Source organism: Cyanobacterium sp. uoEpiScrs1 (genome assembly GCF_947331815.1).
GTDB lineage: Bacteria > Cyanobacteriota > Cyanobacteriia > Cyanobacteriales > Microcystaceae > Rippkaea.
Genome location: NZ_OX373462.1, coordinates 2,225,527 through 2,250,585 on the forward strand (window position 1 = coordinate 2,225,527; position 25,059 = coordinate 2,250,585).

The 25,059-nt window shown below is 32.5% G+C and carries 17 protein-coding genes; 6 read left to right on the plus strand and 11 right to left on the minus strand.

The features are described from left to right. Nucleotides 1-23 precede the first annotated feature (23 nt). The 4 genes from OXU93_RS07680 to tmk all read right to left on the minus strand — a co-directional run bounded on the left by OXU93_RS07680 (nucleotide 24) and on the right by tmk (nucleotide 4,574). Nucleotides 24-557: a deoxycytidylate deaminase gene (locus OXU93_RS07680; RefSeq protein WP_267383614.1), complete on the minus strand. Its 534-nt coding sequence runs from the start codon at nucleotides 555-557 to the stop codon at nucleotides 24-26. 81 nt (nucleotides 558-638) lie between these two features. Further along, nucleotides 639-1,067 carry a dUTP diphosphatase gene (gene dut / locus OXU93_RS07685; RefSeq protein ID WP_267383615.1) on the minus strand — a complete coding sequence of 143 codons (429 nt, stop codon included), beginning with the start codon at nucleotides 1,065-1,067 and terminating at the stop codon, nucleotides 639-641. 360 nt (nucleotides 1,068-1,427) lie between these two features. Continuing rightward, nucleotides 1,428-2,933 carry a thymidylate synthase gene (locus tag OXU93_RS07690; RefSeq protein WP_267383616.1) on the minus strand — a complete coding sequence of 502 codons (1,506 nt, stop codon included), beginning with the start codon at nucleotides 2,931-2,933 and terminating at the stop codon, nucleotides 1,428-1,430. 1,008 nt (nucleotides 2,934-3,941) lie between these two features. Then, entirely contained in the window at nucleotides 3,942-4,574 is a 633-nt protein-coding gene (gene tmk, locus OXU93_RS07695) for a dTMP kinase (RefSeq protein WP_267383617.1), read from the minus strand. Between the two features lie 279 nt (nucleotides 4,575-4,853). Between tmk and OXU93_RS07700 the strand changes: the two genes are divergently transcribed. Together OXU93_RS07700 and clpB are read left to right on the plus strand one after the other, a co-directional pair. After that, nucleotides 4,854-5,060 carry a hypothetical protein gene (locus tag OXU93_RS07700; RefSeq protein WP_267383618.1) on the plus strand — a complete coding sequence of 69 codons (207 nt, stop codon included), beginning with the start codon at nucleotides 4,854-4,856 and terminating at the stop codon, nucleotides 5,058-5,060. A gap of 807 nt (nucleotides 5,061-5,867) precedes the next feature. Next, the gene (gene clpB, locus OXU93_RS07705; protein ID WP_267383619.1) at nucleotides 5,868-8,486 is read left to right on the plus strand and encodes an ATP-dependent chaperone ClpB; all 2,619 of its coding nucleotides are present in this window, start codon (nucleotides 5,868-5,870) and stop codon (nucleotides 8,484-8,486) included. Nucleotides 8,487-9,334: 848 nt separating this feature from the next. Here the strand turns inward: clpB and fabG are convergent. Continuing rightward, nucleotides 9,335-10,090 carry a 3-oxoacyl-[acyl-carrier-protein] reductase gene (fabG, locus tag OXU93_RS07710; RefSeq protein WP_267383620.1) on the minus strand — a complete coding sequence of 252 codons (756 nt, stop codon included), beginning with the start codon at nucleotides 10,088-10,090 and terminating at the stop codon, nucleotides 9,335-9,337. 882 nt (nucleotides 10,091-10,972) lie between these two features. Here fabG and purL point away from each other — a divergent pair. Both purL and purF read left to right on the plus strand, forming a co-directional pair. After that, nucleotides 10,973-13,279, plus strand: a complete 2,307-nt coding sequence (gene purL, locus OXU93_RS07715) for a phosphoribosylformylglycinamidine synthase subunit PurL (RefSeq protein WP_267383621.1) — start codon at nucleotides 10,973-10,975, stop codon at nucleotides 13,277-13,279. Between the two features lie 414 nt (nucleotides 13,280-13,693). Beyond that, nucleotides 13,694-15,187, plus strand: coding sequence for an amidophosphoribosyltransferase (gene purF / locus OXU93_RS07720; RefSeq protein WP_267383622.1), 1,494 nt, complete (start codon nucleotides 13,694-13,696; stop codon nucleotides 15,185-15,187). A gap of 598 nt (nucleotides 15,188-15,785) precedes the next feature. Here purF and sbcC read toward each other — a convergent pair. The 4 genes from sbcC to folB form a co-directional block, all read right to left on the minus strand. Continuing rightward, nucleotides 15,786-18,812 (minus strand): exonuclease subunit SbcC, encoded by a 3,027-nt coding sequence (sbcC, locus tag OXU93_RS07725; RefSeq protein ID WP_267383623.1) that lies wholly within the window; start codon nucleotides 18,810-18,812, stop codon nucleotides 15,786-15,788. Between the two features lie 112 nt (nucleotides 18,813-18,924). Further along, nucleotides 18,925-19,134, minus strand: coding sequence for a hypothetical protein (locus OXU93_RS07730; RefSeq protein ID WP_267384891.1), 210 nt, complete (start codon nucleotides 19,132-19,134; stop codon nucleotides 18,925-18,927). 371 nt (nucleotides 19,135-19,505) lie between these two features. After that, the gene (locus tag OXU93_RS07735; RefSeq protein ID WP_267383624.1) at nucleotides 19,506-20,120 is read right to left on the minus strand and encodes a DUF3318 domain-containing protein; all 615 of its coding nucleotides are present in this window, start codon (nucleotides 20,118-20,120) and stop codon (nucleotides 19,506-19,508) included. 491 nt (nucleotides 20,121-20,611) lie between these two features. Continuing rightward, nucleotides 20,612-20,977: a dihydroneopterin aldolase gene (gene folB, locus OXU93_RS07740; protein WP_267383625.1), complete on the minus strand. Its 366-nt coding sequence runs from the start codon at nucleotides 20,975-20,977 to the stop codon at nucleotides 20,612-20,614. Nucleotides 20,978-21,105: 128 nt separating this feature from the next. Here folB and OXU93_RS07745 point away from each other — a divergent pair, with 128 nt between their 5' ends. Beyond that, complete coding sequence (locus OXU93_RS07745) at nucleotides 21,106-21,684, plus strand: rhomboid family intramembrane serine protease (protein WP_267383626.1); 579 nt, start codon at nucleotides 21,106-21,108, stop codon at nucleotides 21,682-21,684. Nucleotides 21,685-21,766: 82 nt separating this feature from the next. Beyond that, nucleotides 21,767-22,354 (plus strand): CDP-diacylglycerol--glycerol-3-phosphate 3-phosphatidyltransferase, encoded by a 588-nt coding sequence (pgsA, locus tag OXU93_RS07750; RefSeq protein ID WP_267383627.1) that lies wholly within the window; start codon nucleotides 21,767-21,769, stop codon nucleotides 22,352-22,354. A gap of 882 nt (nucleotides 22,355-23,236) precedes the next feature. On the opposite strand, the gene rpsJ is transcribed toward pgsA, so the two are convergent. Together rpsJ and tuf are read right to left on the minus strand one after the other, a co-directional pair. Continuing rightward, entirely contained in the window at nucleotides 23,237-23,551 is a 315-nt protein-coding gene (rpsJ, locus tag OXU93_RS07755; protein ID WP_044107444.1) for a 30S ribosomal protein S10, read from the minus strand. A gap of 104 nt (nucleotides 23,552-23,655) precedes the next feature. Then, nucleotides 23,656-24,885 carry an elongation factor Tu gene (gene tuf, locus OXU93_RS07760; RefSeq protein WP_267383628.1) on the minus strand — a complete coding sequence of 410 codons (1,230 nt, stop codon included), beginning with the start codon at nucleotides 24,883-24,885 and terminating at the stop codon, nucleotides 23,656-23,658. Between the last annotated feature and the right edge of the window lie 174 nt (nucleotides 24,886-25,059).

Consider the following 25,059-nt stretch of genomic DNA (forward strand, 5'->3'; position numbering starts at 1 on the left):
TTCTAATTACTTATATTTATCTTTTACCTAGTAATTGATGTTGGGTTTAGTAGAAACAATGAGGCTCGCTGTGCCATCTGTTTAGAAAGTCTAATTTTGGTCATAGTTATTAAACCATCACTAAGAAAGGAATCCTTAACCAAAAATTTAGATCTACTATTAAATTCGGTTTCGTAAAAAACTTCTTTTATGCCAGCAGAAATAAGCAGTTTTAAACAGGAAATACAGGGCTCTAAAGTAACATAAACAACTGAGTCGTTAGTAGTAATTCCATGTCTTGCTGCTTGAGCAATTGCGTTTGCTTCTGCATGAACTGCGCGTGATGGTAAGTCGCTAGAGACATTACAACTGCTCAGTTCAGTATAGCAAAATCCTTGGGCAGTACAGTGAACTGAGCCTGAGGGAGAACCATTGTACCCTGTAGCTAGCACTTGTCGATCTTTTACAATAACTGCACCGACGGGAAAAGCTAAACAGGTTGATCTGGTCGCTGCAAGTTTGGCCATCATCAAAAAGTATTCATCCCAGGTTGGCCGTTGTTCTTCTGATAATTGCATTCTCTGTTTTGAAGTAATTTTTTATAATTTGTTATTTTTGTTTATAAGTTACTTATTAACCTTAATTGCTTAAAATTTTACCTAAAAACCAGTTGAACCGAACCCTCTAGATCCCCTGATTGTGTTACTCAGACTATCTACTTCTTCGATTTTAACTCGAATTACTGGAACAATAACCATTTGAGCAATTCTCATGCCTTGTATAACTTGAAAAGATGTTTGTCCATGATTAATTAAGATTACCCCGATTTCTCCTCGATATCCCTCATCGATAGTGCCCGGAGCATTTAAAATAGTGACTTTATGCCTTAACGCAAGTCCACTTCGGGGACGTATTTGCGCTTCGGTATTCGGAGGTAATTCAATAGAAATTCCTATTTTGACTAATTGACTATCTCCAGATTCAATTTTTACATTTTCTATAGAAATTAGATCAAGACCTGAATCATTATCATGTTCATATTTAGGAATCACTGCTTGTTCTCTTAACTTGATAATTTTAAGTTTCATACACTTACATTTCCTTGAGAAAGTTTTTTGTATATTTTTAATCCTTTAAATAATTTAATCAAAATTTTAAGGTTAAGAGTTTAGAATTTGAGTATTTTTCAAATTATTGAATATTTTATTTCGACTTTTACTAATGGGATACTCTCTATAATTTGTACGTTTACATAATTTCTATTTTTTCAAAGAAGAAATAGTCTTATTTTGAGTTACTGATAAATAATTATCTTTCACTTTTTTACTTCAATTGATTTAAATTAAAGATGTTCCATTTATCGTACGAACAGATTACATTTGACTTACTACTTGTTAATGGTTAGTGGCTTTCTTTTTTATATATTATAACACAATGTCCTGTTAAAATCAAAAAATTAGCGATATATCCTGTTGATAACAATCTATTTTTTTAACCAAACATAATTCTGCTTTTTGTAGCTCTGTTCCTAGATACATTGCATGTTCAGTTTGAATACTAGGAGAATCTAAAGCAATTTTTTTATATATTTTACGAGCAATTTTTCCTGAATAACATTTAATAACTTCTCCTGAACCTGGTGTTATATGTTCGACAACAATACAATTGTCCTTGACTGAAATCAAAAAACTGCCACTAGGATCATTAAAATTTTTTTCCTGATTTATTTTTGTATATTCTGTATCAATAATTTGCTGTGTATTTTCCCAGCAGTCACTATAAATATGTGCACTTTGACTAATAACAATTAGAGGACCTATAGTAAGGTTATGATTAGATTTTTTAATAATTTTATCTAGAATAAACTGCTGTAGAAATCTTAATCCCATTGCATTGGCTGGCCAAGCAGAGAACATATCATTACTACGAAATGTAGCAGTTAAAGATAATTCATTATCAATAATTCTGACCCAAATATGATTGAGACAGGGAGGACTATCATTATTTTCATAATCTCTTACATCCCACAATGACATGACGGCTCTTGATGAGTTAATATCTCCTGCCAATTTATCAATCAGTTGTTCAATTTGGTCTAGTCCAAACCATGATCTTAACCGTTGTCCATATGTATATTTAACTCCCTCTTTCTCTGGTTTATCATCTAATATTTGTCCAATATAATCTCTGAGAAAATCTCTTCTAATAGGCAAATAATTAGGCTCAGGGAAATAAAACTCTGGTGGTTCATCTGTAACAATAGCTATCAAATCAATTAATTCTTGCCATTGCCCATATGTTGTCTGTCTAATTGTACCTGTTGTTTTAATTCTATGTAATACTCTAACCCAAGTCTCTGCAATAGTTTTTCCTTCAATCCTATGACCGTATCTAGGTCCTGGTAAAACTGTTGTAGAAATTTCTTTTTGAGGAAAAGTTAGTGGTTTTCCCCAAGGTTTTGTTTTTAATTGGTTAAAATCTTGTACTATATTTACTACTTCTTTAATTGATTTTGCTTCTTTATATTTTAAAGATTGACGTAAATTTTCTGAGACATCGGCAGGAATTTCAATGTCAATGTATCCTCTAATCGTAGAATTGATTACCCATATGTTTTTGCCAGTATCACTGATTCCTTGTTTACAACCTTGTTGTAAAAAATCTAATAAACATTGACATCCTCCTGCATTTTTATCCTCTTTTGTTATCTGTAAAATAACTAAATATCGAACATGAGGGTTTGCCAATAAATTACGAACTAATGGACTAATTCCTCGAGTGGGACTATACAAATTACCAATAACTGCATAGTCTTCTGGCTTTAAATATTTGGATATTGACTGTCTAACTGTCCATCCAGCAATTATAGCAACATGTCCATAACCACAGATAAGTTGGTTCGGTTGATAAGGAGGAATATATTCAACTTTATACTTTGATTGAGTGGTTCTCATGAATTAATTATTAGTAATTAATTTGTTTTTGGTGAGCTTTTTATATAAAAAATTAACATGTGGAGGCAGATTCTAACTATCAACAATTGCTTTGTAAAAAACTGTAACCACTATATGAATAGTATTCTATCAGGTTTTATGTTTAAGTCAAACTATATCAAAATCTGATATTAAAATATAACTTATCCTTATATTATTAAATACTTAACTCAAGTTAATAAATAAAACTGTAAATTGAGATCAATGTAGTTTCATTGATAGATAAATAGATATAACAGCAATTTATCTCAATTAAAATATGACTACTAATATAAAAAAATAATTATAATAAATATTTAAAATTATTTTTTATCTCTAAACAAGTAGATAAATTGCTAAAAATTAATTCATATAAATAAAACAAAAATTATTGTATGAATCTTAAATAAAAATATTTACATTACAAATAAAAAACAACTAAGTAAGTAAACAAGGGATAGAAAAAGTATAAACCAATCAGATAAAGTATTACAAATATACTTATCTAAGAGACACAAATAATTAACAATTTTATTAATTACTATTAATTACTATTAATTACTATTTAAAAGCTTTTTTGTGTTATTCAGTTTACTTAAATCAAAAACTAAATTTTAAACTATACAGATAAAACAATGAATTACAAACTAAACAAAAGTTACATAAAAATATATTTATACTTAATTTGTACACTTGACAAGTATAGATATTAGTGATGTTTATCATCTCACATCATATCATATCATATTAATTAATATCATTTACCTCTATACTTGTTAACAACAAACTATAAAATAATTTTTTTTAAACATAAAATATTAATAGAGATAAATTGTTACATATATTTTACCCAAAAACTAGTTAAAGTTTTCTAAAAATGTAATTTATTGGTTGGGTTTATATAATTTAGTAATTTTAAAGCTTAAAGTATTTTGGTTTTGTGCTTTACTATTTGACTATATGTTATTAGCCATGGTATAACGTTACATTTTAAAAATCACCAAAGTTTTCTCTGAGATAAATTAAAATTTTTTGATGTATTTTTTGTATAGATTCTGTGCCATCCAATTTCAATATTCTTCCTTTGTAAGATTTGAAAATATTTTCATAATTTTGTATGACTTGTTTGAGCTTTTTTTTTGTCTCATATATTTCTTTTAGAGGATATTTACTAAGTCTAGACAAAGCACTTTCTAAGGAAATATCAATATAAAAAACTACATCAGGCTCTGGAAAATTTCGGTTTAATGTCGATACAAAAACAAACTCATTTGGAGTATTACAGTTATAAGCTAAAGATGAAAAATAATAACGAGTTGCTATAACATGAGTATAGTCTTTATTAATTAATTTATAAACTCCATTTAGGTCATTATATAGATGATAATGCCTATCGGCTGTAAATAAATAAGCCATTTGCTCATCAAAGCTTTCCTTCTGTTCAATTGCAAGGATTTTGTTTTGCATAGCCTTACGAATTAATCTACCAATTGGTCCATCAGTAGGTTCAGAGCTAATAACAGCTGAGTGCTGGTGACTAAGAAAATAGTTTTTTAATAATTCTGCTTGGGTTGACTTTCCTGCTTTGTCAACTCCCTCCAATACAATAAATAATGATTTCATGCTTATATCTTATTAAACAGGTTTAGTAATTTAAACGGCTCTAATCACAGCTATAATTTCATCTTAGACGTTTTTTGTCAATACAAAGCTTTTAAAGATATTATTGTTTTTCTCTGTTTAGATAGAGTAATCATATTGGGGATAAAAACTTCTACTTAATTCCACTTATAACAAGAAGATAGAAAAGACTACAATCCCCGATGTGCAGAGTTTTGGGACTGACATCACTTATGTTCTCTTATATAGTGAAGACGTTCAGATAAAGGAGCAATCACTAAGATGTTTACTAAAATGACTACCGTTAGCGAAAACTTCATCATCATTCGTAACTATATCATTCTTACGGCTACTGTCATGATAATGAGTTCTGGTTTAGTCGATACTTTTGTATCTCCTTTTCGTGCTGCTCAACAGGATCGTCTTGATAATTATGGACGTTATGTGAGTGCTGGACTAGTTGCTCAAGCTCAAAAATTTAGTCGTTAATTGATTAAACTTAGTTAAATACTAAAAAATAATCAAAGTTAATAGCCCTAAAAAGATTATCACAAAAAACAATAAATTTTTCAGGCAAACCAATTTATTTTTAAAATTAATAAAAAACAATTTATCTAAAATTAATAGTTGTGCCTAGCTTAAGATGTGGAATAAATAAGTTAAATATTAAGCTTATAAATTTTGTGATTTTTATAGTGTAAGGGTTATAAACCTATCTACTTTTTCGCCATTGTTAACATTTTATACTGCCTTCAAATTGTTTTCTACTTAGAATAAATAGTAATTCTTTATAATTTAACTTATCATTTTTTAAAAATTCAGCATTAATTAGTAATGGTTTGATGTTACATATTAAACTCACATAGTTTAATATATAATCTTTTTTATAAACTACTAAATTATTTTTCAAGTTAGTAATTTATAAAAAGATAGCAATATATATGGTTGAGCGAGAATAAATACGACATTCTAATTTCAGAAAAAATGAATAGTCTATATACTTAATATATTACTAGTGTATATTCTTGATATTTTCTGTTAATTAATAGCTTATTTTAAGGTTATATTTTAATGTTTGCACTTAAATATATCTTACTTTGTTGATTATATTAGATTGTTTTTTGCCAATACTTCATTAGTGATTTTATATTTTTGAGAAAGTTACTAACTAAGTATTAAGCTTTTAATGCTTAATTATATAAACCCAACTCTAAATAGTAGGGGTAACCGTCTAAACATAATAATCTATTGCAATTACAATATTTCATATAGCTTTACTATAATTACTTCTAAACTATGCAGCCAACTAATCCAAATCAATTTACAGAAAAGGCATGGGAGGCTATTGTCCGAACCCCCGATATTGCTAAACAACATAGTCATCAGCAAATAGAAAGTGAACATCTGATGGCGTCTCTTCTAGAGCTAGAAGGGTTAGTGATAAGTATTTTTAATAAGGCAAATATTAGTATCCAACGTTTACGAGACTACACCGAAGAATTTATACGTCGTCAACCCAAAGTGTCTAATCCGGGCAAGTCTATTTACTTGGGGAGGAGCCTGGACAGTCTTCTTGACAGGGCTGAACAATTTCGTAAAGACTTTGCAGATGATTATATTTCTATCGAACATTTGCTGTTAACTTATGCTAAAGATGACCGTTTTGGTCAGGCTTTGCTACAAGAATTTGGTCTCAATGAAACTAGATTAAAAGAAATTATTCAACAAATAAGAGGAAATCAAAAAGTGAATAGCCAAAACCCTGAAGAAACATACGAATCGTTAGAAAAATATGGTAGAGATTTAACTCAACTAGCACGAGAGGGTAAACTTGATCCTGTTATCGGACGAGATGATGAAATCCGTAGAACTATTCAAATTCTTTCTCGTAGAACCAAAAATAACCCTGTCTTAATTGGGGAACCAGGGGTTGGTAAGACTGCTATTGTTGAAGGGTTGGCACAACGAATTATTAACCGTGATGTTCCTGAGTCTTTACGAGATCGAAAATTAATTGCCTTGGATATGGGGGCATTAATTGCTGGAGCAAAATATCGCGGAGAGTTTGAAGAACGTCTTAAAGCGGTGCTTAAAGAAGTAACGGACTCTCAAGGGGAGATTATAATGTTTATCGACGAAATTCATACCGTTGTTGGAGCAGGAGCAACCCAAGGAGCTATGGATGCAGGAAATCTCTTAAAACCAAAGTTAGCGCGGGGAGAATTACGCTGTATTGGAGCAACAACCCTCGATGAATATCGTAAATATATCGAAAAAGATGCTGCTTTAGAAAGACGTTTTCAAGAGGTCATAGTTGATGAGCCAAATGTAATCGATACTATTTCTATTTTACGGGGACTTAAAGAACGTTATGAAGTACATCATGGAGTAAAAATCGCTGATACCGCTCTAGTTGCTGCTGCTATGTTATCTAACCGTTACATTAGTGATCGTTTTTTACCAGACAAAGCTATTGACTTAGTAGATGAATCAGCGGCTAAATTAAAGATGGAAATTACTTCTAAACCGGAAGAATTAGATGAGGTAGATCGTAAGGTTATTCAATTAGAGATGGAAAGATTATCTTTAAAAAAAGAAGTAGATGTAGTTTCTTTAGAACGATTGGAAAAACTTGAAAAAGAACTTGCAGATCTCAAAGAGGAACAATCTCAACTCAATGCTCAATGGCAATCAGAAAAAGAAGTTATTGATGAAATTAGTAAGATAAAAGAAATTATCGACCAGACAAATCTAGAAATTCAACAGGCAGAGCGAGATTATGATCTTAACAAAGCAGCAGAACTGCGATATGGAAAACTAACAGATTTACAACAACAAGTTAAAGAACTTGAAATAAAAATTGCAGAGCGTCAAACTACTGGAAAAACTTTATTACGAGAAGAGGTTTTAGAATCAGATATTGCTGAAATTATTTCTAAATGGACGGGAATCCCCATTAGCAAACTGGTGGAATCAGAGAAAGAAAAACTACTTTATCTAGAGGATGAAATCCATGAACGATTGATTGGACAAGAAGAAGCCGTAACTGCTGTCTCAGAAGCTATTCAACGTTCTCGTGCTGGACTTTCTGATCCTAACCGCCCTACTGCAAGTTTTATTTTTCTCGGTCCTACAGGAGTAGGTAAAACGGAGTTAGCTAAGGCATTAGCAGAAAATCTTTTTGATACAGAAGAGGCTTTAGTTCGTATCGACATGTCTGAATATATGGAGAAACATGCGGTATCGCGTTTGATGGGTGCACCTCCAGGATATGTTGGTTACGATGAAGGAGGACAATTAACTGAAGCTATTCGCCGTCGTCCTTATTCTGTAATTCTGTTTGATGAAATCGAGAAGGCCCATAATGATGTCTTTAATGTTATGTTACAAATTCTTGATGACGGACGATTAACTGACGCTCAGGGTCACGTAGTAGACTTCAAGAATACCATTATTATCATGACAAGTAATATTGGATCACAATATATTTTAGACGTTGCTGGAGATGATTCCCATTATGAGGAAATGCGTTCCCGTGTGATGGATGCGATGCGTCATAGTTTTCGTCCTGAATTTCTTAATCGTCTTGATGAAATTATTATCTTCCACGGACTACAGAAATATCAGTTAAGAAAAATTGTTGAGGTACAAATTCAATCATTAAAAACACGGTTAGCTGAGCAAAAAATATGTTTACAATTATCAGAATCAGCTTTAGATTTTCTAGCTGAAATAGGCTATGATCCAGTATATGGAGCCAGACCCTTAAAACGAGCAATACAAAAATGTTTAGAAACAACAATAGCTAAGTCCATTTTGCAAGGAAAATTTAAGGCAGGAGATACTATTGCTGTAGATCTAGAAAGTGAACGATTGATATTTGAACGTCTGTCTTCTAAAATGCAAAAAGTCTAAATTATAAGGGGTAGTATTTACTTTGCTTTATCTAGTAAAACATAGAGATCATAAATCAAAAGGAATATTAGTTTTTTTAGATCAATAGTAATGAATCTATATCTGATAATTGTTAAAATTCTTACTTTGCATAGTAAGACTTTTAACTTCTGTTTATTAAATTAGACTAAACATTTTATGCAAAAGCACAAAATATATAAAAAAATTTATTTATACATATAGTATTAAATACTCACCTAAGTTTAATCAATAAGATTCTAAATTCTAAATGACCTATAATTTATTTATAAAAATATTTATGACTATAAAATAATGGTCAGATTTGTAAAAAACATGTCAAATAAACAATTTGTATTGATTGCAGTTTAAATATATTAAAATCAATTTTAGTCTTATCTAGAATAATATTTTATAATTTAGGACAACTAATATATAAGGATAGTCAAAGTATCTAAGCGTCTTTTTCTTTATATACTTTTTAAAAAAAGTATATAAGTTTTTCAGTGAATACATCAGTCTATTTTATTTTGGTAAAAATTTGTTTATTTAAACTTTATAGTTATTTGACTATTTCTTAAACAAACAAAACTATATTTTTGAACTTAAACTAACTTATCTTGTATACTTCATGTCTAATTACAGCAGGTAATAGCCAATATTTTCCTAGTTAGAAACTTATTAAAATTCAAAGCAATCTATACTTCGTTATTTATGAAATATTTAATTCATGCTATCTCCCTTTGATTAATAATCATAATCAAAGGGAGATAGCATGAATTATTAGCTGTCTAATACTAACTGACTAGTCACCTATTGACAACTGGTCACTATTAAATATTAATTATTTCCTAAGTCATTACCATTCCGCCATCGACATTAAATACCTGCCCAGTAATATAAGAAGCTGCTGGATCAGTGGCTAGAAAACAAACCATTCCGGCTACTTCTTGAGGTGTTCCATAACGACCAAGAGGAATAAACTTAACGATCTCTTGAGATTTAATATTTTCAGTCATATCCGTCATAATAAACCCTGGTGCAACCGCATTAATTGTTACACTACGACTAGCTAATTCTTTAGCTACAGTTTTTGTTAAGCCAATTACGCCGGCTTTAGCTGCGCTATAATTGGCCTGACCTGGATTACCCATTTGTCCAGAAACTGAAGCAATATTGATAATTCTTCCTTGCTTCTGTTTTAACATAACTTTAGTGACCGCTTTTGTGCAGATAAACACCCCCGTCAGATTAAGATCTATTACTTCCTGCCATTGTTCTAGTTTCATCCTCATAAGAAGAGCGTCACGGGTGATTCCAGCATTATTTACCAAAACATCGATTCTTCCAAATTGATTTAAAGTAGTTTTAACTAGAGTATCAACATCTTTAGTTTTGGAAACATCTCCTTGAACTGCAATTGCATTTCCCCCGTTATCAATAATACTTCGTACTACTTCTTCAGCTGCTATGCTAGAACGAGCATAGTTGACTACCACTTTTAGACCTGTAGATGCTAAAGATAGAGCGATCTCCCGACCAATTCCCCGTGATGCTCCTGTAACAATCGAAACTCGTTCTTTTAAATCAACTTGATTATCTACCATATTTACTCTCCTCAATTGTATAGTTATAAACACTATCTTACGGGTTCAGTGAACGTTTATTCGAAAATAATTGGGAAACTACAGACACTTTTTGTTAAAAATCATAATTTTTGCCTCTGCATTTCATTCTCGGGTTGTCAAGTACTCTATTTTAATGAAAAAATAATTTGTTTTTTTGTATTTTTATAACTTAATAAACATCATTATAATCAGGCAATTTGTACTTTTTGATATCTATCATATTAATGATAAATTTTATCATTCTATTCATTAAATTAGATATATTAATATTTATATTTATATAAAACTTTTTTAGATCTATCTATAAATAGATCTAAAAAATTAACTCTTGCAAAGACTGTTTACTACAATTAGTACACTTTCATTTCTTAAAATCCTTGGTAATTAAGTCTACAAAATCTTTGTTTTTACCAATTTGGTTACTCATCTCACACTCTTAATAGATACTATTCACTCTTATTATTTGAATAATATAGATAAAAAACGATAATATAAGTATTTTTTGTTCTTAAGAAGAAATAACGCTTTAAAAAAGTACTTAAATTATATCTATTCTCAAGAGAGATAGACTGTTATTACTTATTTTCAACACTACTTCTTTTGTCATAAAACATTAATATGAGTAACATATGATTTGACGACAATAATGGCAGCATCGATCATAATCATGTATGATTTTTAGTAGAAAGATTCTTGCTACTATCATTTGAAACTCTTAACTAGAAAGTTGAGCAATAATGTAATAAATGAGTTTATTATATAAAGATAAGTGATTAGTCTTATCGGCAAGTTTTAAGCAACGATAACTATTTATATCACTCTACTACTCTTTTTCTCTTCGTTTCTCCTAAACAATCCTCTATGATTAATCCCTTTAGCTCAGAAGAAATCGCTGCAGAAGGTATCGAACCCCAAGAATATGAAGAAATTGTTCACAGACTGGGACGCCATCCTAACAAGGCAGAGTTGGGGATGTTTGGGGTTATGTGGTCAGAACACTGTTGCTATAAAAATTCTCGCCCATTGCTAAAACAATTCCCTATAAAAGGGGATCGTATTCTCGTTGGTCCAGGGGAAAATGCAGGAGTTGTAGATTTGGGAAATGGACTACAATTGGCCTTTAAAATTGAATCTCATAATCACCCTTCTGCAGTTGAGCCTTTTCAAGGAGCAGCTACAGGAGTCGGTGGTATTCTCAGAGACATCTTTACCATGGGAGCACGTCCCGTAGCTTGTTTTAATTCTCTACGTTTTGGTAATTTAGAGGATACAAAAACCCGAAGATTATTTGTTGGGGTAGTTGAAGGAATCTCTCATTATGGCAATGCAGTTGGAGTTCCCACTATCGGAGGTGAAGTTTATTTTGATACTGCTTATAACGGAAATCCCCTAGTTAACGCTATGGCTTTGGGGTTAATGGAAACTTCCGAAATCGTTAGATCTGGGGCATCAGGTATTGGCAACCCAATTTTATACGTTGGTTCAACTACTGGGAGAGATGGCATGGGAGGAGCTAGTTTTGCTAGTTCAGAACTTACAGACCAGTCAATGGACAATCGCCCTGCAGTACAGGTAGGGGACCCTTTTTTAGAAAAATCTTTAATTGAAGCTTGTTTAGAAGCCTTTAAGACTGGTGCAGTTATAGCAGCTCAGGATATGGGAGCAGCAGGAATTACCTGTTCTACCTCAGAAATGGCTGCTAACGGAGGGGTTGGAGTCGAATTAGACTTGGATAAAATTCCTGTACGAGAAACCGGAATGGTTCCCTATGAGTACCTATTGTCAGAGTCCCAAGAAAGAATGTTACTGGTTGCCCAGAAAGGTAGAGAACAAGAATTAATCGAAATTTTTCATCGTTGGGAACTTCAAGCAGTAGTTGCTGGAACCGTTATTGATGAACCTATTGTTAGAATTTTATTTAAAGGAGAAGTTGCTGCCGAGATTCCGTCCACGGCCTTAGCCAACAATACTCCTATTTATCATCGAGAACTATCAGAGAACCTCCCTGAGTATGTCCAAAAAGCTTGGCAGTGGACAGCTGAAAGTTTACCTGACTGTACGGTAAATGGGATTGAGATCAATGGCCAATTAAGAACTTGGAATAAAGTCCTTTTAGACTTGTTAGATACTCCCACTATTGCCTCTAAAAAATGGATCTATCGTCAATATGATCAACAAGTTCAGAATAATACTGTAATATTACCTGGAGAGGCTGATGCGGCGGTAATTCGTATCCGTCCTATTGAAGCAAGCCCAACTACTTGTAAAATTGGAGTAGCGGCTACCACTGATTGTAATTCTCGTTACGTTTATCTAGATCCCTATGAAGGAGCAAAAGCCGCTGTAGCTGAGGCTGCGAGAAATCTAAGTTGTGTTGGGGCAGAACCGTTAGCGGTCACAGACAATCTAAATTTTGGCAGTCCTAAAAACTCTACTGGATATTGGCAATTAGCTTTAGCTTGTGAGGGGATCTCTGAGGCTTGTCGACATTTAAATACTCCGGTAACCGGAGGGAATGTCTCCCTTTATAATGAGACCCTTGATTCCGCAGGAGATCCTCAGCCTATTTATCCTACTCCAGTAATAGGAATGGTGGGATTAATTCCTGACATCACAAAAGTATGTGGTCAAGGATGGCAAAGTGTAGGTGATTTAATTTATATACTAGGGATAGAAAATCAGCCTACCTTAGGAGGTTCAGAATATTTAGCCAGCTTGCACGGAACAGTAGCAGGCAAACCTCCTAAGGTTAACCTTAATACTGAAATGTTAGTGCAAAAAGTATGCCGTAATGCTATTCGTCAAGCTTGGGTAAAATCTGCTCATGATTGTTCAGAGGGTGGATTAGGTGTCGCTTTGGCAGAATGCTGTATTAGTGGCAAGTTGGGCGCAGAAATTTTTATACAAGCAAAAGACAAACAACGATTTGATGAATTATTGTTTGGAGAGGTAACTGGGCAAATAATTGTTTCCATTAGTCCCATAAATCAAAATAAGTGGGAGAGCTATTTGAATCAAGAATTAGAGCAAAATTGGAGAAAAATAGGTCACACTTCTGCTAAGAGCTTAACGATTACTATTTCTGATAACTTGTCTGTGATTAATTTAAATGTTAAGCAAATGTTTGAAATTTGGTCAAAAGCAATTGAAAGGCGTTTGGTAGTTTAAAATTAAGTAAAAGTATAAATCTATGAATTTTTAATAGAAATATTTATTGTGATTTTTTTATGTTCGACAAACATAAGACATGGTTTCCTCCTATAAAAATCAAGATAATTCACGGATAAATACATTAGTGGTTGATTAAAAATTCTTGATTAACGTTATAATCGTTCTCATGCGAACTTAATGAGTCCTTTCAAGCATCCGATCTTAATAACTTAAATTAGAAGCGATTTAAATTGATATCACCGAGCCTATACAAATTAGAGGGCTAAACTTGAATAATCATCTAAATCTTAGATAAAAACTTTGATAAAGTTGAGTTAAACAATTGTTAAAGTCTGTTCGTATATTCTTATAAGCTAGATCGATTTCAGCTAAAACTGCCAGATTGACCCTTTCAGGAGCGAAATCCTATCCATGACTGCTAACGACCAGATTCTTGATTCTCATCAGCAACTGACCGATTTCATTAACTCTCTTTATGGACTTTCTGAAAAACCTGAAGAGGCTTGTGGTGTATTTGGAATTTATGCTCCAAAAAAAACTGTTGCCAAATTCACATATTTTGGAATTTATGCCCTACAACATCGAGGGCAGGAATCAGCCGGAATTGCTACTTTAGATGAGAATGGTATTCACAGTCATAAAGATATGGGTCTAGTATCCCAAGTTTTTACAGAATCTATTCTAAATGAACTGACTGGGAACACAGCCGTGGGGCATACTCGCTATTCCACCACAGGAGCTAGTCACAGAGCTAACGCTCAACCTGTTATTCTCAACACCCGTTTAGGTCATCTAGCTTTGGCACACAATGGTAACCTTGTTAATGCTGTAGAATTACGTGAAATTCTACAAAAGCGGGGCTGCAACTTTGCTACTAGCACTGATTCAGAGATGATTGCAGTAGCGATTGCCCAAGGAGTTGATGAGGGCAAAGACTGGTTAGAAGCAGCTATCAGTTCATTTCAATTATGTTCTGGGGCCTATAGCTTAGCTATTGGAACTCCGGTGGGATTAATGGGGGTAAGAGATCCTAACGGTATCCGTCCCTTGGTTATCGGTATTTTAGAAGGGGATCCCGCTCGTTATGTCCTTGCTTCAGAAACTTGTGCCTTAGATATTATTGGGGCAGACTATTTACGAGATGTAGAACCGGGAGAATTAGTTTGGATTACTGAAAGTGGTTTATCGTCCTTTCATTGGGCGACTCAACCTCAACAAAAATTATGTATTTTTGAAATGATTTATTTTGCTCGTCCTGATAGCATCATGCATAATGAAACTCTGTACAGTTATCGGGTACGTTTAGGGCAACAATTAGCACGAGAATCTATTGTTGAAGCTGATTTAGTAATGGGAGTTCCTGATTCTGGTATCCCGGCTGCCATTGGATTTTCTCGGGTATCAGGAATTCCTTACGGGGAGGGGTTAATAAAAAACCGTTATGTAGGAAGAACGTTTATCCAACCCACTCAATATATGCGAGAGTCGGGGATTAAAATGAAGTTGAATCCCCTTAAGGATGTGCTTGCAAACAAACGGGTTATTATGGTGGATGATTCTATTGTGAGAGGAACTACCAGTCGTAAAATTGTCAAAGCTTTACGTGATGCTGGTGCTAAAGAAATACACATGAGGATTTCTTCCTCTCCTGTTACTCATCCATGTTTTTATGGTATTGACACTGACAACCAAACCCAGTTAGTGGCGGCTACTAAATCTGTTGCTGATATTGCAAGACAAATAGGAGTAGATTCTTTGGCTTATCTAAGTTGGAAAGGAATGTTAGAAGTAACGGGCAAAGATCCTAATAGTTTCTGTTCTGCTTGTTTTACCGGAGACTATCCAGTTGATATCCCTGAAGTAATTAAGAGCTCCAAATTTATTTTGGAAGAAGTAAATATGTAATTTATAAGAGAATAACTAGTATATTTATCCTATTATTCTAAATAATTAGACAGGACTGAGACGCTTTTAAACTTCATCTACGGGATTATCTTTAAGTTTACTGAAAATAATTATTTGATACATTGCTTAAATAAATACAGTAATAAAAAATTTTAAGTAATTAATTAACTTTAATGACTTAAAATTTTTCTTAAATTGACAGAACTAGTAAAAGTATTAAATTTAAATCCAATAGAATGGAAAATAAAAAAATGATAGATTTGTAAAATTTATCATTTTTTTTAAAAATAACGATTGTGATAATTTCTGAGAAATGAAAAAATAATTATGAAAGAAGAATATGTCATATATCTTAAAAAGTAGACATGAAAAAAGTATAAATTAGCGAAGTTAATAAGTTTATTAACTTCGCTAATTTATACTTTTTAAAATTTATTGAATTGATATTAAATAATTGATAATATATGGTGATTTACTTTAACAGGGTTAGCACAAAAAATATAAATTACAGTAGACTAAATCAAACGATAATTATCGATTATTTAGATATGTAAAATAATTTGCTTCACTTTTACAGGATGTATTTGTATTTATTTGCTTAATTCACTAACTCTAATTTAGATCCTTGATTATCTTTATGTACTTCAATACGACACTGAAAAGCTTCTTTGAAGTGTGGCATGTGAGTGACACTTAAAATACAAGAAAAATCTGAAGCAATAGCATTTATTGCGGCAATTAATTGCTCACAACCTTGAGCATCCTGTGTTCCAAATCCTTCATCTATAATAAGCATTTGAAGGGAAGTTCCTGCTTGTTGTGCTAATAATTTAGCTAAAGCCAAACGAATGGAAAAGTTGATTCTAAATGCTTCACCACCTGAATAAGTTTCATATGAACGAGTTCCTTGAGAATCAGAAATTAAGATATCTAAAGTATCAATGACTTTTGTAGTTCTCTTTCGAGAACTACCACTACGTCCTTGTTTTTGAGTAATGAATTGAATATGGAGTTGATTATTTGTTAATCTGGCAATAATTTGGTTGGTTTCAGCTTCTAATTGGGGTAAAATATTCTCAATCATTAATGCTTGAATACCATTTTTTCCAAATGCTTTTGCTAGTTCTGTATAAACACGATATTTGCCGTAGATAAATTTAAGTTGTTTTTTATTATTAGTGTATTGTTGTTTTACGCTTTCTAATTGAGAGATAGATTGTTCTAATCTTCCTTGATTTGCTAATAATTTATCTAGTTTTTGTCGTTGAACTTGTATGCTTTTTTCTATAGTAGTAATTGCTGGTATTTTATTAACTATAGAGGTTATTTTGAGATGTAAAATATCAATTTCTTTGCTGATTTTATTTTGCTCTGTACAGTTATCATTTAAGTCGGTTTCTACAATTGCTAATCTTTTTTGTAATTGAGGATATTGTTCTTTTACTTGTTGTAATTCTTGAAATTTGAGTTCCCAAGACTGAGATTCACGAAGTGATTTTAATAATTTTTGGTGATCCAAATTTTTATAGTCTAATTCTTTGATTGATACTTCTATTTTATTAATTTCTTGTTTAATATTTGAGTTTTTATGTAAATCTTCTATTTTTTGTCTTAGATCATATATTTTGCTAATAAGTTTAGGTTTTTGCTGTGAAATAATTGACTGACGATGATTAGCCTCTTCTATTTGAGCTTGTTTGATCTCTGCTTTACGCAATCGTTCAACTTCTCCTCTAACTAAAGCATGAGTTTGCTCATCATAATTAAGCTGTTTTAATTCTTCATCTAGAATATTAAGTTCAGAATGTAGATCTACAGCATAGCTATTGTTAGTTAATTTTAATTCTATTTCTTGAATTTCGTCTTTAACTTGTTTCAGTTTAACATTGACTGTTTCAATAGTTTCTATTTGTGCTTGAAGCTGTCCAAACTTTTGCTGTAATAAAGGATGAGCGGCTAAGTCTTTATTTAATTGAGTATATTCTTCTCGCAGTATTTTTAACTCTCTTTCTATAGAGGACATCTGTTCTTGTAACATCCAAATTTTATCTTTGATTTTCTGTTCCTGTAATTGAGTTTTATTAATAATATGATTAAGATGGGTTTCATTTAGTGATTGTTCACATAAAGGACAGCTTGAATTTTGGACGTTTAGTTTCTGTAATTTTTGTTTTAATTCCTCAATTGTTTCCTCAAGAATTCGTTGATTTTCTTTAAGTCTTTCTTGGTTTTCTTTTTTTTCTTGACCTTTTTCTTCTATTCGTTTCTGGTAATTTTTTTTATTATCAAGATTTTGTATTTTAGCATCAATTTCTGAGGCGGCTTCTCGTAGTTTCGGTATTTTTTCTAGTTGATTCGAGCAATCAGTTTCAGTAATATAAAGTTGTTCTAGCTTGGCTTTTAAATTTGCTTTGATTTGCTCAATTTCAGCCTGTAAATTGTAGTATTTTCGTTGAAGTGGTGTAACTTGATACTGTAGTTTATCTAACTCAGATAAGTGTTTACGATAACTAGATAAATGTTGCAAATCAGTTTTTACGTCATCAGCATCTCTCAGAATATATTGTAGTTCTTTTTCTTGCTGTTCTAATATATCTAACTGAGTTTGGACCTGATGAATTTGTAACTCAATCACATTATGTTTTTTATTTAGCTTTTGAACTAATAATTGCTGTCTTTTAGTTTTGTTTTGATAATCTTCAAATTTAAGAGATAGTTTTTTTTCTTCTCGTCGCAATTGTAATAAATTCTGGTAACCTTTAATGATCTTACTTTCTTGATTATTAATCATTAACATACGATCCAGTCGTTGATTGATCTCATCCTTTTCTTTCTGCAGTCTTTGTTTATCTTTGACTAGTTTTTTGTATTGTTGTTCATGCCAATCTAGTTGATTAGACCAAGTTTTTCGGTGTCGTTCTTTTTCTTTTAGTTGCCATAATCTGTCTTTTTGTTTATCTTGATTAAGTTTAATTTTTTGCATACGTTCATTTAATTTTTTTTGTCGTTCTTGAATATATTTTTTATTTTCCAGTTTTTCTTGAAGAGTAACTAAACTAAACTCAATTTGTTGAGCTTGTCCTTGAAATTGTTTAGATAAATCTTTCGCTCGATTAGACAGTTCTTGATATTGTTCAAGCTTCAATAAATCAACTAGTATTTGTTTTCGTTCTGTTGGACGACGTAGCATAAATTCATCAGCTCTTCCTTGACGCAAATAGGCTGAATTAATAAACGTTTCGTAATCTAGTTTTAAGGCAGCAACTATTTTTTCTTGAGTAGCCCGTATTCCTTTACTCGTTAATGAACGAAATTTTCCTGAATTTTCTATTTGAAATTCTAGATGGCTACTACGTCCCCGATGACGATTACGTATAATTCGATAGACTTCTTTATTACTAATAAATTGAAAATCTACTCGTACATAATCATATCCTGTATGAACAACATCATCGTCAATTACAGCACGACTTTTACCCCAAATTACCCAGGTAATTGCTTCAAGTAAAGATGATTTTCCTGCGCCATTTGCACCACAAATACAAGCAGTATGTAACCCTCGAAAATCTAGGGTTGCTTCTTGATAACTAAGAAAATTTTTTAGGGTAAGTTCGAGGGGAATCATTTAAATCCTTATTAATAGATAGTTTTTTATACTCAAAAGAACTAAATTCTTTGGTATGATTACTTATGTAAAATAATCATATGTTATTATTGCTTAGTCTATCTAATAGTTGCTAAATAACTATAGGTTTTTCTTCCAGAACTATACAGGTATTTATCTGACTGTTGATAACTTGATTAATTAATATATGCTTGTTATTGAGATTTGGGGCAGGAATCATTTCCCCTCTAATATCGAGCAATTGTACTAAGACGAGATAAGCAATTGCTAAAAAAATAGAAACTGCTCCTGTGATGATAGCAACGATTCTTCCTGAGTTCATTAACAGTTACTCAATGACTTGATTTTATCAATATAACTTATTAATCCTAATTAACGATCAATATAAAACGAGTCAATCTTTAGAATTGCTCCCACAAATGATTGTTGTTATCATTTAACTTCCGTCAATAAAGTCTTAAGTAGAAATATCTCGATTAATATTTATCAAATAATCTTATGTATTTTTAGTTTAATTTTTGAAAAATTAGCACTATTATCCAAAATCAATTAATTTCAGAACTTCACTTGGGGTGGCAGATATAACAATGTCCATATCTGCAGAATACAGCTTAGTTTATTATCAAGTATTAAAAAATAATCTGCTTAATTAAGTTACTTTAGTTTCTATATAGAATAATTGATTATAAACAATTATTCTCTTGTTCTTACAATATCAGGAATATCAATAGAGGAAATATTTGCGAGTTTTTTAAGATGCTGACAACGAATCAACTCCGTAAAACCGAGATCGGAACGCCCTTCTAGTTGAGAAGACGCTTCAAGTCCGTCAAGGAGGTTTTTTGAAGCATCTATCGTGTTATAGCCCCGTCTAAAAGCAATTTTAATGGCTTTTTCATCAGTATCGAGTTCTCGTTGTACACTTAAATTGCTGCGCCAAATTTGATAGACCGCGATTACGGTTAATCCTCCAGAAGCCATCATTCCTGAAATATCCCCTTGAGCTATTTGAATTGTCAGTCCTAATAATCCAGCCACAGTGATTGCCTGATATAAATTTGGCTTAAACCATTTAATCTCAATTAAACTAGCAGTTGCTCTTAAAAGTAGTAAATCTCGTTGTCTTTTTGGTAATCTCCACCATAAATCAAAGTTAATATATATGGGACGTCCACTTCGACTCCAAGGAGGAGAAAATGGTGCATCAATTACTTTTGACTGTTGGGGTTTACTAATAATTTTGGTTAACATTCGCCCAGAAGCTGGCATAAGATCCAATAAACGTCTAATCTCAGATTCAATACTCATATAAGAACCCTATCGGAAGGAGACCTTTTATTGAGTATAATCTCATTGGAGATGAGCTATTGTGCTTTAAAGACTTTTCTAATGCTAAGACTTTCTAAGAATGCCAGAGACAAGTAAACCTCCAGATCCTCAATATTTTATACTTAAAAGGCAACTAATTGGAATATTACCACGTAGCCATTTTAATCTATTTAAATTTTTAAATCTTAACTTTCTACGTCATTATTTTTCAACACTATGGAAGGGTAAAAGTAGAAATATTTAAAATCGTAATTGGGGATGGGACTGAAAACCTTTCCTTGAATTATTCTTGCATTGGCAAAACTAAGTAATTTATTCTCAATTTATTGAACTACTTGACATAGAATATATATTTATGATTAATAGTGTGTCTATTGTGCTATTTACTTGTATTCTAAACCAAAAATTTTTCCATAGATTTATAATTAAATTTTATATTTAGATCTGGCTTTCCTAACACAGGTAAAGATTTAGTAATTATTTAGTTTTCTTGTTATATCAATGGTAATTTTCCCATTAAAATCAGCAATAGGAGCTGCTAGTTTACTCAGTCGAACTCTAACCTGTTGAACTTTATTTAAAGTTAGTATTTCTTGAGCAATCACTTCAGCTAGTTTTTCAAGTAGCGCAAATTTATGGGTAGAAATGAGATACTTTACACCGTCGACTACTTGACGGTAATCTAATGTATCTTTAATTTGGTCGCTGTTTCCAGCAGAGGCTAGGTCAATCCCTATAATTAGGTCAACTTCAAACCACTGACCCAATGCCTGTTCTTCTGGTAAATATCCCGTGTAGCCGTAAGTTCTAATCTCTGTAATTTTGATGAAATCCATAGTTTTTTACAATTTAACTAGAAATTTTATAACAAAGCTTAAATCTTATAATACATAATCCTTAATGTTCTTTAGTATACTCAGATTAAAGTCAACTTAAAGGGTAAACTTCCTTAAATATAACCCCTATGAATTACCGTAAATATAATAGTATTTTTCGTAAAATAAAAAGCCATGTTAACATCTTGATGGGATTTATTAGTATTTTTTGGGTTTCAGAATTTTTAGATGTATTAATTTTTAAGGGAAGTTTAGATAAGTTTGGTATTATTCCTCATAATTTAATTGGATTGAGAGGAATTTTGTTTGCTCCATTTCTGCATGCCGGATTAAATCATTTAATTGCTAATACTATTCATTTTATAGTTTTGGGCTGGCTTGTGATGTTACAAAAAATTAGTGACTTTTGGATTGTCACTTTGCTAACGATGATAGTAGGGGGCATTGGGGTTTGGTTATTTGGTGGTCCTGGTTCAGTTCATATTGGGGCTAGTATTATTATTTTTGGTTATTTGGGATTTTTACTATTAAGAGGATATTTTCAACATAATTTCGTTTCAATTTTTTTATCCATTGTTGTGTGTTTTTTTTATAGCGGATTAGTGTTAGGTATACTACCTTCCCGCTCTGGAATTTCTTGGGAAGGCCATCTATGTGGGTTTCTCAGTGGAGTCTTTGCTGCTAAACTAATCGCTAGTGAAAAGTAAAATTCCCTAAGTTAGGTAGATAACTTTAATAAGCTGTTTATTATATTTCCTTAATTTACTTAAAAATACTTGCTAGATAAAGATGAATTTTCCTACCTTAGTTACAGTATCACGTTTGTTAGGATTGCCATTGATATTTTATTTCTTGGACAATCCAACCCCATCTCATTGCTGGATTAGTGTAGCAATCTTTTTAGTGTCAGCAGGAACAGACTGGTTAGATGGTTATTTAGCAAGGCGACTCAATCAAGTTACAGAATTAGGAAAGTTTCTTGATCCTTTAGTAGATAAGTTGTTGGTTCTTTCTCCACTATTAAGTCTAATTGAATTAGACAAAGTTCCTCCTTGGGGAGTTTTTTTAATTATGGGTCGGGAATTAGCAATTACTAGCTGGCGAGTTAATCTCACTTTAACTCAAAATAGAAGAGTTCAAGAGGCAAATTATTGGGGTAAATTAAAGACTGTAAGTCAAATAATAGCCATTGCTCTATTAATTGCTCCTCTTAGTCCTCAGTGGAGTACTTTGTGCTCGATTGTATTCTGGACGGCCGTCATACTAACCTTAATTTCCGGGGTTAGCTATTTGCTACCACAAATATTATCAGGACTTAAGTCATCTAAGTCTTCTGAAGAAACAAACCCTGAAAATAAAGCAGGAAATATTCGTTAGAATTATACGAGTTTACCTTGTAACAACTTAGTAAGTATATGAAAAACAATATTGAACTAATCCACCAATATTTTGTTATTTTTCTTATCTAAGATAATACATAGCGGGGTCTACAATGAACTAAAATAGCGACTGCTAACAATTTAAACTGTACTAGTTATTTAAAACTAGTATGAGTTCAAGTATATTTGCCTTTTAATCCTAAATTTAAATGAAGTTTTTTGAATAAAGTAAGCATAAATTATTAGTCAGTAAAAGAGTAAAGCAAATAATTCTAAAACATTTTAAACTCTCGAATGTTCAATTTGAGATATAGTTTTAAACTAATCGTTAGTTATTTTACTAACAAACCATTTATATAAGTTTAAATATTCTTAATTAATCCTACAGCCTAAAGTAAATCTGAAGGTCAATAGTTTACTTTAATAATTTAATGCATTTAGAATTCTTAATAGAAGTCATCACATAATATAAAATTCCAATAAATCCGAATTACCTTTTCTATTTATATCCATAGTCAGATATGAATTCTACTGACATATTTCTTCTTTAACTATGTATTACCGATAAGCTAGTTTAGATTTTCTATATTAAACATTCTAACTCCTCCTTAAAAATTTAAATTAATAACTACTATTATCTTAAATAAAAGCTTATTTCTATTAATTTAAACATACCTATATTACAGATTAATTCATAAAAAGAACAATTAGATCAAGAATAATAATTAACAGAAAGAAAAAAGAGAGATACTAGCATACTATCTCTCATCGCTGAGATAGACATTATCAACAGCTATAGAATAAACCCAAATATTATTTGCTCGCTAAGCACAACCATCCTATCCTTTTCTATAGAAAAGGATAGGATGGTTGTTGAATCTTACAATTTAACTTCAATTTCAACCCCTGCAGGTAAATCCAATTTCATTAGAGCATCAATAGTTTTGGAAGATGGCTGATAAATATCAATAATTCTTCGGTGAGTTCTGGTTTCAAAGTGTTCACGGGAATCTTTATCTACGTGAGGTGATCGTAAAACACAATAAATCCTACGTTTAGTAGGTAAAGGAATGGGTCCTATTGCAGTTGCATCTGTTCGATTGGCTGTATCAACAATCTTCTCACAAGAGGTATCAAGTAAACGACGATCAAAAGCTTTCAAGCGAATCCGAATTTTTTGTTGCAGTGTAGCCATAGTTTTTAGTTGTCAAGGTTCGGTGGTAATTAATAGATTTAGCCGTTGTTGGTCGGCGACCAGTTAATGATTTATAACTGGTCGCTAGTCAAGGTTAAATTGTTCTACTTGAGAATTTTCGAAACAACACCCGCACCAATAGTACGGCCACCTTCGCGAATTGCAAAACGCATTCCTTGCTCAATAGCAATAGCGTTGATTAGTTCAACAGTCATTTTAATCCGATCACCAGGCATCACCATTTCCACTGCACTGCCATCATCAGCAGTGTAGTCTTGGATGGTTCCGGTCACATCCGTGGTACGGACATAAAACTGAGGGCGGTAATTCTTGAAGAAAGGCGTGTGACGACCTCCTTCCTCTTTTGTTAAAACATAAACTTCACCTTCAAATAGAGTATGAGGAGTAATAGAACCAGGTTTAGCCAAAACCATTCCCCGTTCAATATCTTCCTTTTGAACACCCCGCAGAAGCAGCCCCACGTTATCTCCTGCCATTCCTTCGTCAAGAGTTTTCTGAAACATCTCTACTCCAGTAACAGTGGTGCTACGAGTATCTCGAATACCGACAATTTCAACAGTTTCGCCTACTTTAACTTTACCTCTTTCAATTCTTCCGGTGGCAACGGTTCCTCGACCAGTAATGGAGAAGACATCTTCAACTGCCATTAAGAAAGGTTTATCGATTTCCCTCTCAGGTTCTGGGATATAAGCATCTACTTCTCCCATTAATTTCAGGATTTTATCTGTCCACTCATTATCCCCGGCAGCAAGCTTAGGGTTCTCTTTTAAGGCTTCTACGGCCATCAGAGCAGATCCAGTGACGATAGGAATATCATCTCCGGGAAAATCATACTCACTAAGAAGTTCACGAACTTCAAGTTCTACGAGTTCGAGAAGTTCTTCGTCGTCAACTTGATCTTCTTTGTTTAAGAACACCACTAGACTAGGGACTCCTACTTGTTTTGCCAGCAGAATATGTTCGCGAGTTTGGGGCATAGGTCCGTCAGCTGCCGATACGACTAAGATCCCCCCGTCCATTTGAGCAGCTCCGGTAATCATGTTCTTAACGTAGTCAGCGTGTCCTGGGCAGTCTACGTGAGCATAGTGGCGGTTTGGCGTTTCATATTCAACGTGGGCGGTATTGATGGTGATACCCCGCGCTTTTTCTTCAGGGGCTGCATCAATATCCTCGTAGTTACGAGCTTTAGCACTACCTGCAGCAGCCAAAGTCATGGTAATAGCCGCTGTAAGGGTGGTTTTCCCATGGTCAACATGACCGACGGTGCCGATGTTGACGTGGGGTTTTGTCCGTTCAAATTTTGCGCGTGCCATGAATCAATTGTTCCTTTTTTTGTCTTCTGTTTAAATTACAGTGATAAATATCAGTTTAAATTACAGTGATAAATATCAGTTTAAATCACAGTGATAAATATCAGTGATTAGCGATCAGTTACCCGTAGTTCATTATTAACTATTAAGGGTTTACTATCCACTTTTCACTGTTTA

Coding starts and splice junctions, on each gene's coding strand:
- pgsA (WP_267383627.1), top strand. CDS start 21,767: ATGAATTTTCCTACCTTAGTTACAGTATCACGTTTGTTAGGATTGCCA.
- tmk (WP_267383617.1), bottom strand. CDS start 4,574: ATGAAATCATTATTTATTGTATTGGAGGGAGTTGACAAAGCAGGAAAG.
- OXU93_RS07680 (WP_267383614.1), bottom strand. CDS start 557: ATGCAATTATCAGAAGAACAACGGCCAACCTGGGATGAATACTTTTTG.
- OXU93_RS07730 (WP_267384891.1), bottom strand. CDS start 19,134: ATGAACTCAGGAAGAATCGTTGCTATCATCACAGGAGCAGTTTCTATT.
- tuf (WP_267383628.1), bottom strand. CDS start 24,885: ATGGCACGCGCAAAATTTGAACGGACAAAACCCCACGTCAACATCGGC.
- OXU93_RS07700 (WP_267383618.1), top strand. CDS start 4,854: ATGTTTACTAAAATGACTACCGTTAGCGAAAACTTCATCATCATTCGT.
- fabG (WP_267383620.1), bottom strand. CDS start 10,090: ATGGTAGATAATCAAGTTGATTTAAAAGAACGAGTTTCGATTGTTACA.
- dut (WP_267383615.1), bottom strand. CDS start 1,067: ATGAAACTTAAAATTATCAAGTTAAGAGAACAAGCAGTGATTCCTAAA.
- purF (WP_267383622.1), top strand. CDS start 13,694: ATGACTGCTAACGACCAGATTCTTGATTCTCATCAGCAACTGACCGAT.
- folB (WP_267383625.1), bottom strand. CDS start 20,977: ATGGATTTCATCAAAATTACAGAGATTAGAACTTACGGCTACACGGGA.
- clpB (WP_267383619.1), top strand. CDS start 5,868: ATGCAGCCAACTAATCCAAATCAATTTACAGAAAAGGCATGGGAGGCT.
- purL (WP_267383621.1), top strand. CDS start 10,973: ATGATTAATCCCTTTAGCTCAGAAGAAATCGCTGCAGAAGGTATCGAA.
- OXU93_RS07745 (WP_267383626.1), top strand. CDS start 21,106: ATGAATTACCGTAAATATAATAGTATTTTTCGTAAAATAAAAAGCCAT.
- OXU93_RS07735 (WP_267383624.1), bottom strand. CDS start 20,120: ATGAGTATTGAATCTGAGATTAGACGTTTATTGGATCTTATGCCAGCT.
- sbcC (WP_267383623.1), bottom strand. CDS start 18,812: ATGATTCCCCTCGAACTTACCCTAAAAAATTTTCTTAGTTATCAAGAA.
- OXU93_RS07690 (WP_267383616.1), bottom strand. CDS start 2,933: ATGAGAACCACTCAATCAAAGTATAAAGTTGAATATATTCCTCCTTAT.
- rpsJ (WP_044107444.1), bottom strand. CDS start 23,551: ATGGCTACACTGCAACAAAAAATTCGGATTCGCTTGAAAGCTTTTGAT.